Annotated in this window: 13 protein-coding genes; 5 read left to right on the forward strand and 8 right to left on the reverse strand. The window is 68.2% G+C overall.

The features are described from left to right. Positions 1 to 49 precede the first annotated feature (49 nt). Positions 50 to 1,462: a cardiolipin synthase gene (gene cls / locus QO033_RS11560; RefSeq protein ID WP_284481130.1), complete on the forward strand. Its 1,413-nt coding sequence runs from the start codon at positions 50 to 52 to the stop codon at positions 1,460 to 1,462. A gap of 171 nt (positions 1,463 to 1,633) precedes the next feature. Here cls and QO033_RS11565 read toward each other — a convergent pair whose 3' ends face one another. Then, a complete protein-coding gene (locus tag QO033_RS11565) occupies positions 1,634 to 1,975 on the reverse strand; it encodes a hypothetical protein (RefSeq protein WP_284481131.1) in 342 nt (113 codons plus the stop codon). 207 nt (positions 1,976 to 2,182) lie between these two features. Between QO033_RS11565 and QO033_RS11570 the strand changes: the two genes are divergently transcribed. Genes QO033_RS11570 through QO033_RS11580 form a run of 3 tightly spaced genes read left to right on the forward strand, consistent with a single transcriptional unit; the run spans position 2,183 to position 6,310 of the window. Next, positions 2,183 to 2,833 carry an ABC transporter ATP-binding protein gene (locus QO033_RS11570; RefSeq protein ID WP_284481132.1) on the forward strand — a complete coding sequence of 217 codons (651 nt, stop codon included), beginning with the start codon at positions 2,183 to 2,185 and terminating at the stop codon, positions 2,831 to 2,833. Then, positions 2,830 to 5,265, forward strand: coding sequence for an FtsX-like permease family protein (locus QO033_RS11575; RefSeq protein ID WP_284481133.1), 2,436 nt, complete (start codon positions 2,830 to 2,832; stop codon positions 5,263 to 5,265). The genes QO033_RS11570 and QO033_RS11575 overlap by 4 nt, the downstream gene beginning before the upstream one ends. Further along, entirely contained in the window at positions 5,255 to 6,310 is a 1,056-nt protein-coding gene (locus QO033_RS11580) for a lipocalin-like domain-containing protein (protein WP_284481134.1), read from the forward strand. Before QO033_RS11575 ends, QO033_RS11580 begins: the two co-directional genes overlap by 11 nt. A gap of 16 nt (positions 6,311 to 6,326) precedes the next feature. On the opposite strand, the gene QO033_RS11585 is transcribed toward QO033_RS11580, so the two are convergent. The 7 genes from QO033_RS11585 to QO033_RS11615 form a co-directional block, all read right to left on the reverse strand. Further along, on the reverse strand, positions 6,327 to 6,770 hold the full coding sequence (locus QO033_RS11585; protein WP_284481135.1) for an NUDIX hydrolase: 444 nt from the start codon (positions 6,768 to 6,770) through the stop codon (positions 6,327 to 6,329). Positions 6,771 to 6,774: 4 nt separating this feature from the next. Further along, positions 6,775 to 7,266: a CYTH domain-containing protein gene (locus tag QO033_RS11590; protein WP_284481136.1), complete on the reverse strand. Its 492-nt coding sequence runs from the start codon at positions 7,264 to 7,266 to the stop codon at positions 6,775 to 6,777. 45 nt (positions 7,267 to 7,311) lie between these two features. Beyond that, positions 7,312 to 8,055: a ParA family protein gene (locus tag QO033_RS11595; protein WP_284481137.1), complete on the reverse strand. Its 744-nt coding sequence runs from the start codon at positions 8,053 to 8,055 to the stop codon at positions 7,312 to 7,314. After that, positions 8,052 to 9,566 (reverse strand): CHAD domain-containing protein, encoded by a 1,515-nt coding sequence (locus QO033_RS11600; protein WP_284481138.1) that lies wholly within the window; start codon positions 9,564 to 9,566, stop codon positions 8,052 to 8,054. The genes QO033_RS11595 and QO033_RS11600 overlap by 4 nt, the downstream gene beginning before the upstream one ends. Positions 9,567 to 9,877: 311 nt before the next feature. Further along, complete coding sequence (locus QO033_RS11605) at positions 9,878 to 10,936, reverse strand: 4-oxalomesaconate tautomerase (protein WP_284481139.1); 1,059 nt, start codon at positions 10,934 to 10,936, stop codon at positions 9,878 to 9,880. Positions 10,937 to 11,032: 96 nt separating this feature from the next. After that, positions 11,033 to 11,728: a 4-carboxy-4-hydroxy-2-oxoadipate aldolase/oxaloacetate decarboxylase gene (locus QO033_RS11610; protein WP_284481140.1), complete on the reverse strand. Its 696-nt coding sequence runs from the start codon at positions 11,726 to 11,728 to the stop codon at positions 11,033 to 11,035. Then, positions 11,725 to 12,462, reverse strand: coding sequence for a PIG-L deacetylase family protein (locus tag QO033_RS11615; RefSeq protein ID WP_284481141.1), 738 nt, complete (start codon positions 12,460 to 12,462; stop codon positions 11,725 to 11,727). The genes QO033_RS11610 and QO033_RS11615 overlap by 4 nt, the downstream gene beginning before the upstream one ends. Before the next feature lie 326 nt (positions 12,463 to 12,788). Here QO033_RS11615 and QO033_RS11620 point away from each other — a divergent pair, with 326 nt between their 5' ends. Continuing rightward, positions 12,789 to 13,547 carry an NAD(P)-binding domain-containing protein gene (locus QO033_RS11620; RefSeq protein WP_284481142.1) on the forward strand — a complete coding sequence of 253 codons (759 nt, stop codon included), beginning with the start codon at positions 12,789 to 12,791 and terminating at the stop codon, positions 13,545 to 13,547. Positions 13,548 to 13,555: the final 8 nt, after the last annotated feature.

Consider the following 13,555-nt stretch of genomic DNA (forward strand, 5'->3'; position numbering starts at 1 on the left):
CGCGCGACATCAGCCCCGGGCCGCTCGCCCGGGCCGGGAGGCTGCTGCCATGTGGGTGATGCTGGGCAGTCTCGCGGTCGCAGGGTTCTACCTGCTGACCTTCTATTTCGCCTATCAGGCGGCGGTGACGGCGCGTACGCCGCAGGGGTCCGTCGGCTGGGTGGTGTTTCTGCTGGCGCTGCCCTTCGTCGCGGTGCCGGCCTATATGGTGCTGGGCCATCACCGGCTGCGCGGCTACATCATTTCGCGCCGCGAAGCCCGCCAGGTGGTCGAGGCGATCCGCGAAGCGGCGGTGCGCCATGCCCCCGACCCCGACCGCACCCGCATGGTGCTGGAGCCCTTCGAATATTGTGCCAACATGCCGGCGCTGCGCGGCAATGGCGCCGATCTGCTGATCGACGGTTCCGACGCGTTCCAGGCGATGTTCGAGGCGATCGACGCGGCGCGCTCCTACGTGCTGGTGCAATTCTACATTATCCGCAACGACGCGCTGGGACGGGCATTCCAGGACCGGCTGATCGCGGCGGCGGCGCGCGGCGTCCGGGTCAAGGTGATGACCGATGCGGTGGGCAGCTTCGGCCTGCCCGGGCGCTATTTCACCACCCTGCGCGCGGCAGGGGTCGAGGTGGCCCGGCGCAAGCGTCGCCGCGCGCCCCGGTTCCGGTTCCAGCTGAACTTTCGCAACCACCGCAAAATGGTGATCGTCGACGGCAACGCCGGCTTCACCGGCGGGCTGAACGTCGGCGACGAATACATCGGCCTCGATTCCTATTTCGGCCCCTGGCGCGACACCAATATCCGGCTGCGCGGTCCGGTGGTGTCGCAGTTGCAGCTGATCTTCGTCGAGGACTGGCATTGGGTCACCGGAGAGCTGCCGTTGCGCGATCTGAACTGGGAGGCGCCGCTGGACCCGGCCGATGCCACCGGGCTGATCGTCGCCACCGGCCCCGGTGACGAGAGCGAGACCGGCAATCTTCTGTTCTTCTCCGCCCTCGCCGCCGCGCAGAGCCGGGTCTGGATCGCCAGCCCCTATTTCGTGCCTGACAGCGATATCCTGACCGCCCTGCGCCATGCGGCGCTGCGTGGGGTCGATGTCCGGGTGCTGGTGCCCGACCGGGTCGATCACTGGCTGCCCTGGCTCGCCGCCTGGTCCTATTTCGACGGCGTGATGGAGGCCGGCGTGCGGGTGTTCCGCTATCAGCCCGGCTTCATGCATCAGAAGGTCTTCGTGGTCGACGACCGGCTGGCGGCTGTGGGGTCCACCAATCTGGACAACCGCTCGGTTCTGTTGAATTTCGAGGCGATGGCGCTGTTCTTCGATGCGGAGATCGCCCAGCAGGTGGAGCATATGCTGGAGATGGATTTCGAGCGCGCCGAGGAGATGTACGAGGGGATCGCCTCCGCCCCCATCCTGGTGCGCTATGCCGCACCGCTAGCCCGGCTGCTCTCGCCCCTTCTTTAAGTTTTCATTCCATCATGTTGAAATAACAATATAATGATGATGATTTGAAGTATCCACAGAGGAATTCTTTAACCTCTCATCCGATACTTTAAGTTGATTGCGAGAAAGATTACAAAAAAGTCACAACATACTGATAAAAAAACAACAAATTCCTCATCCTAATGCAAAACCTCAACGCGTCATGCAGCTCTCATAGAAACGCTGGGCCAGGTCGCAGGCATCCTTCTGGCGCTGCGCCTCGCGCCGTTCGCTGCTGGCCGCGCCGGCGAAGGGCGGCGCCGCCATCGTCTGGCCGCCCCGGCTTTTCGACACACCGAGGCTGACCGACCCGCTCAGGCGGAAAGTCACGCCGCCGGCCTCGCCCTGCAGCAGCGGTGCGCGGCAGCCGCTCAGCTTCTGCGCCTCGGCCCGGCATTGCGCGGTGCGGTTCGGCTCCCCCTCCTGCGCGGCGGCCAGACCCGCACAGAGGCTGAGGGCCAGGGCACCGGCCAGCGGCAACAGATGATGGAACATGTCGGATCTCCTTGTCATCTCACAGATGGCGGTCCTGCCGGTCCGGGTCAATCGGCGCGACTCCCGCCTGCGACCGGAGGCAGCAATCCGCGCAGCGGGGCTGGACAGGCCGGGCGCAACCGCGGATGGATGGGCGCAGGTCCCGCCGCGGGATCGTCCGACAGGCAAGGGCCAGAGGCAATCGGCACCCGTGCCGCTGGGGGAAACATGCTGCTAGAGATCGACGATGTCACCAAGACCTATGCCGGCGCCAGCCGCCCGGTTCTGCGCGGCGTCTCGCTGACGCTGGCGGCTGGGCAGACGCTGGCGCTCACCGGCGAAAGCGGCAGCGGCAAGAGCACGCTGCTGCATCTGGCCGGTGCTCTCGACCGTTTCGACGGCGGTGAAATCCACCTCTCGGGCCAGCCGCTCTCCGGTCTGGACGATGCCGGGCGCGCCGCGCTCCGGCGATCTCACGTGGCGCTGGTGTTTCAGCAGTTCAACCTGATCCCCTCGCTCAGCGTGGCGCAGAACCTGGCATTTCACGCCCGGCTGGCCGGGCGGCCCGACCGCGACTGGATCGCGAGGCTGACGGAGCGGCTGGGGCTGGCGGAGCTGACCCTGCGCTATCCCGAACAGCTCTCCGGCGGGCAGCAGCAAAGGGTGGCGATCGGGCGGGCGCTGGCGGCGCGTCCGGCGCTGTTGCTGGCCGATGAACCCACCGGCAATCTGGATGAAACCGCCAGTACCGCGGTGATGGATCTGATGCTGGAGCTGGTGCGCGAAAGCGGCACCGCGCTGTTCCTGGTCACCCATTCGCAGGCGATTGCCCGGCGGCTCGACCGTCACCTGCATCTGGCCGGCGGTCGCGTCGTATGAGACGCGCCGCCCTGCTCGCGCTCTGGTCGCACTGGCGACGCCACCCGCTGCAGCTGGCCACGCTGCTCGCCGGTCTGGCGCTGGCCACGGCGCTGTGGTCGGCCGTTCAGGCGATCAACGCCGAGGCGCGCGCCAGCTATGCCCGCGCCGCCGCCCAGATCGGTGCCGGCGGGCTGGACCGGCTGGAGGCCCCCGGCGGCCCGATTCCACTGGCCCGCTATGTCGCGCTGCGGCGCGCCGGCTGGCAGCTGTCGCCGGTGCTGGAGGGATCGTGGCGGCTGGGGGAGCGGCGGCTGCGCGTCGCCGGGATCGAGCCCCTGAGCCATCCGCCCCTGCCCGCCTTTGCCGCGCTGGCGGAGGATGCCACCGCGCTGCCGCAGATGATCGCCGCCGGCGGGCTGCTGCTGGCCGCCCCCGATCTGGCCGCGGATCTCGCCACGGCGCTGCACGAGATGCCCGGCCGGCCCCAGGTGCGCGCCAGCGATCAGGTGCCGCCGGGGCTGGTGCTGACCGATATCGGCGTCGCCGCGCGGCTGCTGGGGCGGCCGGATCAGATCGACCGTATGCTGATCCTGCCCGATCAGCCGATCGGGCTGGCCCCGCTCTCTGCGCTGGCACCGGATCTGCAGCGCCTGCCCGGCCGCGCCGGCAGCGACACCGCCCGGCTGACCGACAGTTTTCACCTCAACCTCACCGCCTTCGGGCTCCTGTCCTTCGCGGTCGGGCTGTTCATCGTGCATGGCACTGTCGGGCTCGCCTTCGAACAGCGCCGGGCGATGATCCGCACCCTGCGGGCACTGGGGCTGCCGATGCGGCTGCTGACCGGTCTGATGCTGGCCGAGGTGATGGCGCTGGCGCTGCTCGGCGGGCTCGTCGGGCTGGGGCTGGGCTATCTGGTGGCGGCGGCACTGCTGCCGGATGTGGCGGCGACGCTGCGCGGCCTCTATGGCGCGCCGGTGGCCGGCGGGCTGACGCTGCGGCCGGCCTGGATCGGCAGCGGCCTGGCGATGGCGCTGGCCGGCACCCTCGCCGCCAGCCTGCATGCGCTGTGGCGCGCCGCCCGGATGCCGATCCTCGCTGCCCCCGGGCTGCAGGCCTGGGCCGAGCGCGCGGCGCGCGCCAGCCGGCTGCAGGCGCTGGCGGGGCTGGGACTGATCGCGGCGGGTCTGGGCGCGCTCTGGCTGATCGAGGGGCTGATCGGCGGCTTCGCCCTGCTGGCGGGTCTCATGCTGGGCGCGGCGCTGTTGCTGCCGCCGGCGCTAGCGGCACTGCTGCGGCTCGGGCGGCGGCGGGCGCGCGGCGTGGTGGCGGAATGGCTCTGGGCCGATATGCGGGCGCAGCTGCCGGGGATCGGGCTGGCGCTGATGGCGCTGCTGCTGGCCCTGGCCACCAATATCGGCGTCGGCACCATGGTGAAGAGCTTTCGCCAAACCTTCACCGGTTGGCTGGATCAGCGGTTGATCTCGGAACTCTACGTGACCGCCACTGATGACGATCAAGGTGCCGAGATCGCCCGCTGGCTGGCGCCAAGGGTGCAGGCGGTGTTGCCGATCAGGTCGGTGGATTTCACCCCCGGCGGCGCCGCAGCCGGCCAGACCGTCACCGTCTATGGCGTGGTCGACGACCGCAGCTATCGCGATCACTGGCCGCTGCTGCAGACCGCGCCCCGGGCCTGGGACCGGGTGATGGCGGGCGAGGCGGTCTTCATCAACGAACAGCTGGCGCGGCGGGTCGGGATCGGTCCCGGCGACAGCCTGACGCTCGCCCCCAACTGGCAGCTGCCGATTGCCGGCGTCTACAGCGATTACGGCAATCCCACCGGCCAGGCCATCGTGGCGATGCCCAGCCTTCTCGCCCATGCCAGCGCGGTGCCGAACCGCCGCTTCGGCCTGCGCCTGCCGGCGGCGGAGGTTCCTGTGCTGGCCGAGGCGCTGCGGCAGCGTTTCGATCTGCCGGCCTCCGCCCTGATCGACAATGCGGCGCTGAAAGCGCAGTCGCTGGCGATCTTCGACAAGACCTTTGTGGTCACCGGCGCGCTGAACCTGCTAACGCTGGGGGTGGCGGGCTTTGCCATCCTGACCAGCCTTCTGACCCTGTGGTCGCTGCGGCTGCCGCAGATCGCACCGGTCTGGGCGCTGGGGCTGACCCGATCCCAGCTGGCGCGGCTGGAGATCGGCCGCAGCCTGCTGCTGGCGGCACTGACAGCACTGCTCGCGCTGCCCCTGGGGCTGCTGCTGGCCTGGGCGCTGCTGGCGGTGATCAATGTGCAGGCCTTCGGCTGGCAGCTGCCGATGGCGCTGTTTCCGCTGGACTGGCTGCGGCTCTTCGCGCTGGCGCTCCTCGCCGCCGGGCTGGCCGCCGCCCTGCCCGCCCGGCGGCTTTATCGGCTGCCGCCCTCCGATCTGCTGAAGGTCTTCGCCAATGCCCGCTAAGCTGATCCTCGGCCTCTGCATGGCCATCCTCTTCGCCGCGCCCTTGCGGGCGCAGGGCTATGCCGGGCTGGGCTCCACCGCGGAGGCGGGGTTCGCCACGCCCGAACACGGCCGGCCGCTGGTTTTTCCCCGCGATCACGGCCCGCATCCGGAGTTCCGCATCGAATGGTGGTATCTGACCGCGACACTCGCCGGCCCCGACGGCACCCCCTATGGCATCCAGTGGACCCTGTTCCGGTCCGCCCTGGCCCCGGGCGAGGCCGAAGGCTGGCAGAGCCCGCAGATCTGGATGGGCCATGCCGCCGCCACCAGCGCCCGCAGCCATCACTTCGCCGAACGGCTGGGGCGCGGCGGCATCGGTCAGGCCGGGGTGCGCACCGGCCCTTTCGAGGCCTGGATCGACGATTGGCGCATGGCCGGCGACGACGGGCTGAGGGCGCTGCGCCTGACCGCGCGGGGCGGCGATTTCGCCTATGACCTGCATTTGAATGCCGAGGGTCCGCTGGTGCTGCAGGGCGATCGCGGCTATTCGGTGAAATCCGCCGACGGGCAGGCCAGCTATTATTACTCGCAACCGTCCTACCGTGTTACCGGCACACTCGCCCTGCCCTCCGGTCCCGTCGCCGTCACCGGGCAAGGCTGGCTCGACCGCGAATGGTCGTCGCAGCCGCTGGCGGCGGATCAGAGCGGCTGGGACTGGTTTTCCCTGAGTTTCGAGACCGGCGCCAAGCTGATGGGCTTCCGCCTGCGCGGGACACGGGGCGATTTCACCTCGGGCACCTGGATCGCGGCAGATGGCACCGCCACCGCGCTGACGCCCGGCGCGCTGCGGGCCGAGCCGCTGGAGAGCTCCGACGCCGCCGGGCCGGAGGTGCCGGTGCGCTGGCGGCTGCAGCTGCCCGAACGTGACCTCGATATCGAGATCGCCGCGCTGAACCCGGCCGCCTGGATGGGCACCCGCTTCGCCTATTGGGAGGGGCCGGTGCAGATCGAGGGCAGCCACCGCGGCCGCGGCTATCTGGAGATGACCGGCTACGACGACTGAGAGGCGCCGGCAGCCCTCAGACCCGCTTGCCCGGCGCCTTGCGGTGTTTCCTGGCCCAGGTCCTGAGCATGCGCCGGCTGGTCTTGAACGTCAGCATCTTCTCCGCCCGGCGGACCGAGACCACCGCGCGACGGCGCTCATGCACCTCGGGCCAGCGCTTGCGCAGCGTCTCCACCCGCATCGGGTAAAGGGTCAGGTCGATCCGGCCATCCGGGTGGTCGATGATGCCGCGCATCTTCATGCCGCCACAGCGCCGCCCGACCACGCCGGCCTCTTCCCGCGCTTCCTGCAACGCGCCCTCGGGACGCGACATGCCGGGAATGCGCCGGCCCTTGGGGAAAATCCAGCTCTTGCTGGTGCGGCTGGTGATCAGCACCACCCGCAGCTTTCCTCCCAGGTAAAGATAGGGCAGCGCGCCATATTGCTTGCGCGCCTTGCCGCCGGACTTGCCCTGTGCCATCTGCCTACTCCCCCTCCGGCAGGCCGGCGGTCACCAGAACCCGGTTGCCGTATCTTGCATCATCTGTCACCTCCGCCCCGAACCAGGCCGGCGGCACGAAGCGGCGCGCCTCCTGTTCCGAGGCGAACTCCACCTCCACCACCCGCAGCGGCGCCAGCGCCCCGTGATAGATGTCGAGCTCGAACCGCAGGCCGCCCGGCAGCGGGCCGATCCAGCGGTCCTTCTGCAGCCGCCGGCCCTCGGTCTCGGGCCAGAGCAGATCGAACTGCGCCGGCTCCAGCGCCACGTTGCGCTCCTTGCGGGTCATGCCCCAGCCCGATTTCAGCGTCAGGATCCGGGCATCGTCGGCACGACGCAACCGCAACTCGACGGAATCCTCCGTCTCGGTCAGATAGCCCTGGCTGATCGAAACCCGGATGGCATCCGCCAGCACCGGCAGTTCTTCGACCAGGAATTTGCGTTCGATCTCGAGAAAATCGCTCGATTTTGTGTTCATTCGTCTTCTTTTCTTCGCGGCCTATCGACGCCACCCCAGGCCCGGTCACAACCGCGCCCGGACCTCCTGCCAGAGCGCGCCATAGGCCTGCCCGGCCTGACGGCTGCCGGCAAAGGTCGCCACCGGCGCGCGATGCTGTCCCATCTTCTCGATATCCGTTGAAAAAGGAATAACGGCAGAGAGAAACTGACCGGCATAAAGCTGCCGTAGCCGGGCCATCGTGTCCTGATGCAGCGTCTTGCGGGCCTGCACCATCGAGAAGAAGGCGATCAGTTTTCTCCTGTTCAGCCGATGATCGGCGAAGAACTGCAGCAATTGCTCAAAGGTTCGCTCCGACAGCGTGGTCGGGATCACCGGCACCACGATGCGATCCGCCGCCTTGAAGACGTTCTCGGACAGCGCCGAAATATTGGGCGGACAGTCCAGCACGATCACGTCGTAATCGGCATTCACCGCCTTCAGCGCCTTTTTCAGCCTCGAGCGGCCATTCTTCATCCGCGACAGGAAAATGTCGAAGTCGCGGAAGGTCATATTCGCCGGCAACACGTCGAGATTGTCGAAATCGCTGCCCCGGATGGCATCGATGAACCGTTTCACATCCTTGAAGAAACTTTCATCCTTCAGCTTTTTCGACGGTTTGATGCGGAAATAGAACCCCGAGGCCCCCTGCGGGTCGAGATCGCAGAGCAGCACCCTGAGCCCGCTGGCCGCGGCGGCATGGGCCAGGTTCACCGCGGTGGCGGTCTTTCCCACGCCCCCCTTGTTGCTGTAGCAGGCGACGATCTTCATGCGGTGGCCTCGTGATGAAACAGCTTGCGAAAGGTCTCGCGGGTCGCCGGACTGTCGAAATCGGCGAAATGGCTCTGCACCCGGGCGCGCTCCTCCAGCTGGCGCTGATGCAGGACCGCGATCAGCGCCCCCAGACTCTGGGCGATGGCCAGATCGGCGACCCGGTCGGCGGCGTGATGGGTCTCGACGAACTGCGCCAGACTGCTCTGCTGCACCGAATAGTCGTTGAACCGGCCCAGCGTGTCCTGCAGGCGCTTCAACGGCTTGATCAGCTTGGCCATCTGTTTGCCGGGAAACAGCGGCGCGAAGAACTCCATCAGATAGCGCAGCTTCTTGCCGTTGATCCGCAGCATGTGGATCTCGTGATCCGGCGTCTCCGGCCCGATCTCCCGCGCGATCCGGCAAAGCTTGCGATAGCGTTTCCAGATCAGTCCACGGGCGAAATCTCCCACCGGCAGATCGGCGGCGGGCCCGGAGACCAACCGCTCCGGGTCGGCGAAGACCGCCTGCAGCCGCACCATCTCCGCCCCATAGGGTTTGGATCGCAGCCGCCGGCTCAGTCCGGCCAGCTGCCGCTCCCGCTCCGCCGCGAAGAGGGCGAAGAGCGCCTCCAGCCCCGGGTGCAGCCGATCGGGCAGAAGCTCGAAATAGAACGCCCGGTCCAGCAGGTAGACATCGAGATCGCGCAGCCGGCCCGTCGGCGCCATCAGGTCGGAAAAGGCCCGCTTCAGCTCATCCGTCAGCGCCGGGTCGTAGACCCCCTTGAACAGGCTCAGGATCGACCTGACCTTGCGCAGGGCGACACGGTAATCATGCAGAAACTCGGTATCGATATCGGCGATGACGCCCGCCTCGTTCTGTCGGGCCACCGCCAGATGGGCGGCGATCAGTGCCGTCGCCGTCGACCGTGCCGCGCTGTCGGCGGTAAAGGGCACCACCGGTTTGGCGCTGTAGGGCGGACATCCGGGAAACAGCGTCGCGGCCAGCGCGGTCAGCGGCAGATGCGGCCCCGCCCCGCGCAGCCGCCGCGCCAGCTGATCGTAGGCGGCATCATAGCCCCGCAGCCGCTGCAGCGCCACCAGCGTCACGGCGACGCCGCGCCCCTTCGGCTCCAGCCGCCACAACCGGGCGCGCGCCTGGGTCTTGTCCTGATCGTCGAGAAGCGCCAGGCGCTGTTCCACCATCCGGCCGCGGCCCAAGGCCAGCAGGCTGCGCAGGAACGGCAGATCGGCGATCGCCGTCCGCACCGGCCCCGGCGCCAGATCCCCGGGGAAATTGCCGGCCCGCGCGGCGGTCTGCGCCAGCCGCCCGGCATCGGTCAGCAAGGTCAGCTCGGCCCCGGCCTCGATCAGCACCCGGCCCGAGCCGGTCAGCGGTCGGTCGAAACAATCCAGCAGCGCGAAGTCCACCGCCTCGGCCTCCGGAGCAGAGACCAGCCGCAGCCCGCCCGCGGGCGCCTCCGCCCACGGCAGATCGCCGACGCTGCCCGAAAGCACAAAACACTCCGCCATTTGCCGTCCCGTCTTTCTGTCGTCTTCGCCCGGTGGCGCGGGACGCCCGAACGCCCCCGGCCGCCCGTGCCGAAGGCCCCCCGGGCCGGTCTTCGTCTACCCACGACGGCGCCCCCGACACAGAGGCCCCGCAAGCGCCCGGACAGGCCCCATGCTGGCACCGGCAGGGCCCGGGCTCAAGACGAAAGAACGTTGCCCCGGCGGCGCCCGCGCGATTTCTCTCTGGCGCAGCTTTCGCCGATGAAGGCAACACAAATGCGACAGGCGCGTCCCCCTTCGGCGACGCGCCTGTTCACAGGATCACGCTGCCGTCAGCGGGGAAAGACGACACCGTCCATCAGCTTGCGCGCGGTGCGCAGGATGGCAGCCTCGGCCACCACGCCCGCCGCGTCGAGCGTTGCCACCACCGTCATCTCGCCGGTGGGATGTTCCACCGCCAGCGCCCGCTCGCGGCCGGCCCCGGTCACCGCCAGCGCCCGCGCCGGGCTGCCGTCGATCAGGCAGGCGGTGGCGACGCTGACCGCGCCGAGCACGCCGATCGCCTTGTGGCAGCGATGCGGGATGAAGGTGCGGGTGGCAATCGCGCCGCCGTCGCGCGGCGCGCTGACCATGGTCATCTTTGGCACCGACTTGTCGGTCACATCGCCAAGGTTCATCAGCGGGCCACAGGCCAGCCGGATCGCCTCCAGCCGGGTGCGCAGGCCCTCGTTGGCCTCCAGCGCCTCCGGGCTTTCGGCGCCGGTGATCCCCATGTCCTCGGCCCGCATCACCACGCAGGGCATGCCGTTGTCGATCATGGTGACCTCGACCCCCTCGACCACATCCACCGGGTTCCCGGTGGGCAGCAGCGCGCCACAGCTCGACCCGGCAGTATCGCGAAAGGCGATCGGCACCGGGGCGGCGGTGCCCGGCACCCCGTCGATCCGCGCCACGCCGCCATAGCTGACCACGCCGCCGGGCGTCGCCACCCGTGCCACCGCGATCTGGCCGGTGTTCTCCATGAAGATCGTGACCGGCGTCTCCCCCGCCTGCGCCGGCACCAGCCCGCGTTCGATGGCGAAGGGGCCGACCCCGGCCAGGATATTGCCGCAGTTCTGCGCGTCCGATACCAGCGCCCGGTCGACGAAGACCTGCAGGAACAGGTAATCGACATCGACCCCCGGGCGGTCGGAGCGTTTCACCACCGCCACTTTCGAGGTCAGGGGATCGCCGCCGCCCATGCCGTCGATCTGCCGCGGATCGGGGCTGCCCATGATCTCCAGCAGCGCCGCATCGCGCGCCGCCACCTCAGCGGGCAGATCCCCGGCCAGGAAATAGCCCCCCTTCGAGGTGCCCCCCCGCATCCACATGCACCGAATACCGTCGCCCATCTCCGCGCCCCCTGCTTCTTCTTTGCAAAAATACTCCGGGGGTGAATTGGCCGCAGGCCAAGAGGGGGCTGGCCCCCTCCCGCCCCCGTCGCGGGATCAGATGTACTTCAGGCCCTTCTCGGCCAGCCGCTCCCGCATGGAATAGATGTCCAGCCCCAGCTCGCCGGCGGCCAGACGGTCGCGCTTGGCGATCTCTGCCGCCTCGCGGGCGCGAGCCTTCTCCAGCACCGCCGCGGCCTCCTCCCGGCGCACCACGCAGACGCCGTCGTCATCGGCGACGACGACATCGCCCGGGTTGATCAGCATGCCGGCGCAGATCAGCGGCACATTGACCGATCCCAGGGTCTCTTTCACGGTCCCTTGCGCGAAAACAGCCTTCGACCAGACCGGAAAATCCATTTCCCGCAGATCGCGGGTGTCGCGCACACCGGCGTCGATGATCAGCCCCTTGACCCCGCGCGCCTGCGCAGAGGTGGCCAGCAGATCGCCGAAATAGCCATCCTCGCAGGGGCTGGTCGGCGCCAGAACCAGGATGTCGCCGGCCTGGCACTGCTCGATCGAGACATGCACCATCCAGTTGTCGCCCGGCGGCGCCGAGATGGTCACCGCTGAGGCCGCCAGCCGGGTGCCGGTCTGGATCGGCCGCATGTAGCTGGCCAAGAGCCCCTTGCGACCCTGCGCCTCATGCACGGTTGCGACGCCACATGCGCCCAGCCCCTCGATCACCTCCGGATCGGCGCGCTCGATCTTCTGGACCACCACGCCCGCGGTGCCGACACCGACGCCGCTCATGCCAGTTCATCCACGGTTTGCGGGAAGATCGCCTGGAAACCCTCGGCATAGCGGCAGTCGCGGCCGCCGGCCTGGCCGCCCGAGTTGCGGCGGAAATGGTTGCCGCGGTTCTCGGCCACATTGGTATAGAAGTTCCACAGGTGCTCCTGCCCCTGCATGCATTCGATGGCAGCGCGTTTCTTGTCCCAAACCGGCGTGATGTCGAGGAAGACATTCGGCTTCCATTCCATCTGTTCGGTCTGATGCGGCTCGAACAGATAGAGCTGCGGCGCCCCCAGCACCTTCTGCCCCGGGTTGTGACCCCAGGCCTGGGCGATCATCCGGCATTCCAGCGCGAATTGCGTCGTATACATGTGATCCGTGTTATAGGGATCCCATTTCGAATGGCTCATCATCCATTTCGGCTGCACCTCGCGGATGATGTCGACCATGCGGAACTTGGCCTCTTCATCCAGCTTCAGGGGATAGTCGCCGAGATCGAGGAAGCGGATGTCGTTGACGCCGAGCGCGGCAGCGGCATTCTCGGCCTCTTCCTTGCGGGCGGCCTTGACCCTCTCCAGCGTCATGCCTTCCTGCTTCCAGAGCTTGGCGCTCTCGCCGCGTTCGCCGAAGGACAGGCAGGCCACGGTGACCTCATATCCCTTTTCCTGATGCAAGGCGATTGCGCCACCGCAGCGCCAGACGAAATCTGCGGCATGAGCGCTGATCACCAGCGCGGTTTTCTTGTCGGCCATGGTGCCCTCCCGGCGGAATTATACCGTCGTCTGGTTACGACCGCGCCGCCGCCAAGGCCATTTCGTTTGCCGCACGCCTGCATAAGATTTACCTATAGCAGGTGCGAAACGCCCGAAACCCGTGGGGGCTGCGGCGCGCTATGCACAGGGCGTAACCCTGCTTTGCCCTGCACAGAAGGAGGCTTCCACCGAAACGCGGGCCGATGCTAGGCTCCGGCCACCAAAGCCCAGCCGATCCCGCCTCTGGGCCCGGCCCTGAGCGGTATCGGTCGCGCCTGACGCGGCGGATCGGACAGTGTAATTCCCAGTGAAAGGACCCCGGCAGAATGTATCGGATCGGATTTCTCGGCACCGGCCATATCGCGGCGCCAATGGTGCGCTTTCTGGCCAGGACCGGCCATGGGATCACCGTTTCCGATCGCAATGCCGAGATCGCCGCCGCGTTGGCCGAGGGCCATGGGGTCGCCATCGCCCCCAATCAGGAGGTGATCGACCGCTCCGACATCGTGTTTCTGTGCCTGCGGCCGCATCTGGCGCAGGAGGTGCTGAGCGGGCTCAGCTTCCGCGCCGGGCAGCAGATCGTCTCGGTCATGGCCGGCCCGTCGCTGGCGCAGCTGCAGACTCTCTGCGCGCCGGCCACCGATTTCACCATGACCATTCCGCTGGGTTTTCTGGAACAGGGGGGCTGTCCGCTGCCGGCCTATCCCGACAGCGACCTGCTGGACCGGCTGTTCGCGCCGGAGAACCCGGTGTTCCAGGTGCCGGACGAAACCGCGCTGAACATGCATTTCGCCATCTGCGCCATGGTGCCGGGGCTGCTGGATCTGATGCAGACCGGCGCCGCCTGGCTGGCCGAGCAGACCGGCAATCCGAAACAGGCGGAATTCTACACCACGCAGCTGTTTTCGGGCTTTCTGGCGGCGATGGAGCGGGCGCCGGGCGCTCTGTCGCAAAAGCGCGACGGGCTCGCCACCGAAGGCACCATCAGCCTGCAGATGACCGATGCGCTGGAGGCCGGCGGCGTGCACCGGGTCCTGACCGATGCGCTGAGCGCGATCGGCGCCCGGCTGAACGGCGTCGACTGAGATCGCAG

The organism is Pseudodonghicola flavimaris, assembly GCF_030164425.1.
Classification (GTDB): domain Bacteria; phylum Pseudomonadota; class Alphaproteobacteria; order Rhodobacterales; family Rhodobacteraceae; genus Pseudodonghicola; species Pseudodonghicola flavimaris.

Coding starts and splice junctions, on each gene's coding strand:
- cls (WP_284481130.1), top strand. CDS start 50: ATGTGGGTGATGCTGGGCAGTCTCGCGGTCGCAGGGTTCTACCTGCTG.
- QO033_RS11565 (WP_284481131.1), bottom strand. CDS start 1,975: ATGTTCCATCATCTGTTGCCGCTGGCCGGTGCCCTGGCCCTCAGCCTC.
- QO033_RS11570 (WP_284481132.1), top strand. CDS start 2,183: ATGCTGCTAGAGATCGACGATGTCACCAAGACCTATGCCGGCGCCAGC.
- QO033_RS11575 (WP_284481133.1), top strand. CDS start 2,830: ATGAGACGCGCCGCCCTGCTCGCGCTCTGGTCGCACTGGCGACGCCAC.
- QO033_RS11580 (WP_284481134.1), top strand. CDS start 5,255: ATGCCCGCTAAGCTGATCCTCGGCCTCTGCATGGCCATCCTCTTCGCC.
- QO033_RS11585 (WP_284481135.1), bottom strand. CDS start 6,770: ATGGCACAGGGCAAGTCCGGCGGCAAGGCGCGCAAGCAATATGGCGCG.
- QO033_RS11590 (WP_284481136.1), bottom strand. CDS start 7,266: ATGAACACAAAATCGAGCGATTTTCTCGAGATCGAACGCAAATTCCTG.
- QO033_RS11595 (WP_284481137.1), bottom strand. CDS start 8,055: ATGAAGATCGTCGCCTGCTACAGCAACAAGGGGGGCGTGGGAAAGACC.
- QO033_RS11600 (WP_284481138.1), bottom strand. CDS start 9,566: ATGGCGGAGTGTTTTGTGCTTTCGGGCAGCGTCGGCGATCTGCCGTGG.
- QO033_RS11605 (WP_284481139.1), bottom strand. CDS start 10,936: ATGGGCGACGGTATTCGGTGCATGTGGATGCGGGGGGGCACCTCGAAG.
- QO033_RS11610 (WP_284481140.1), bottom strand. CDS start 11,728: ATGAGCGGCGTCGGTGTCGGCACCGCGGGCGTGGTGGTCCAGAAGATC.
- QO033_RS11615 (WP_284481141.1), bottom strand. CDS start 12,462: ATGGCCGACAAGAAAACCGCGCTGGTGATCAGCGCTCATGCCGCAGAT.
- QO033_RS11620 (WP_284481142.1), top strand. CDS start 12,789: ATGTATCGGATCGGATTTCTCGGCACCGGCCATATCGCGGCGCCAATG.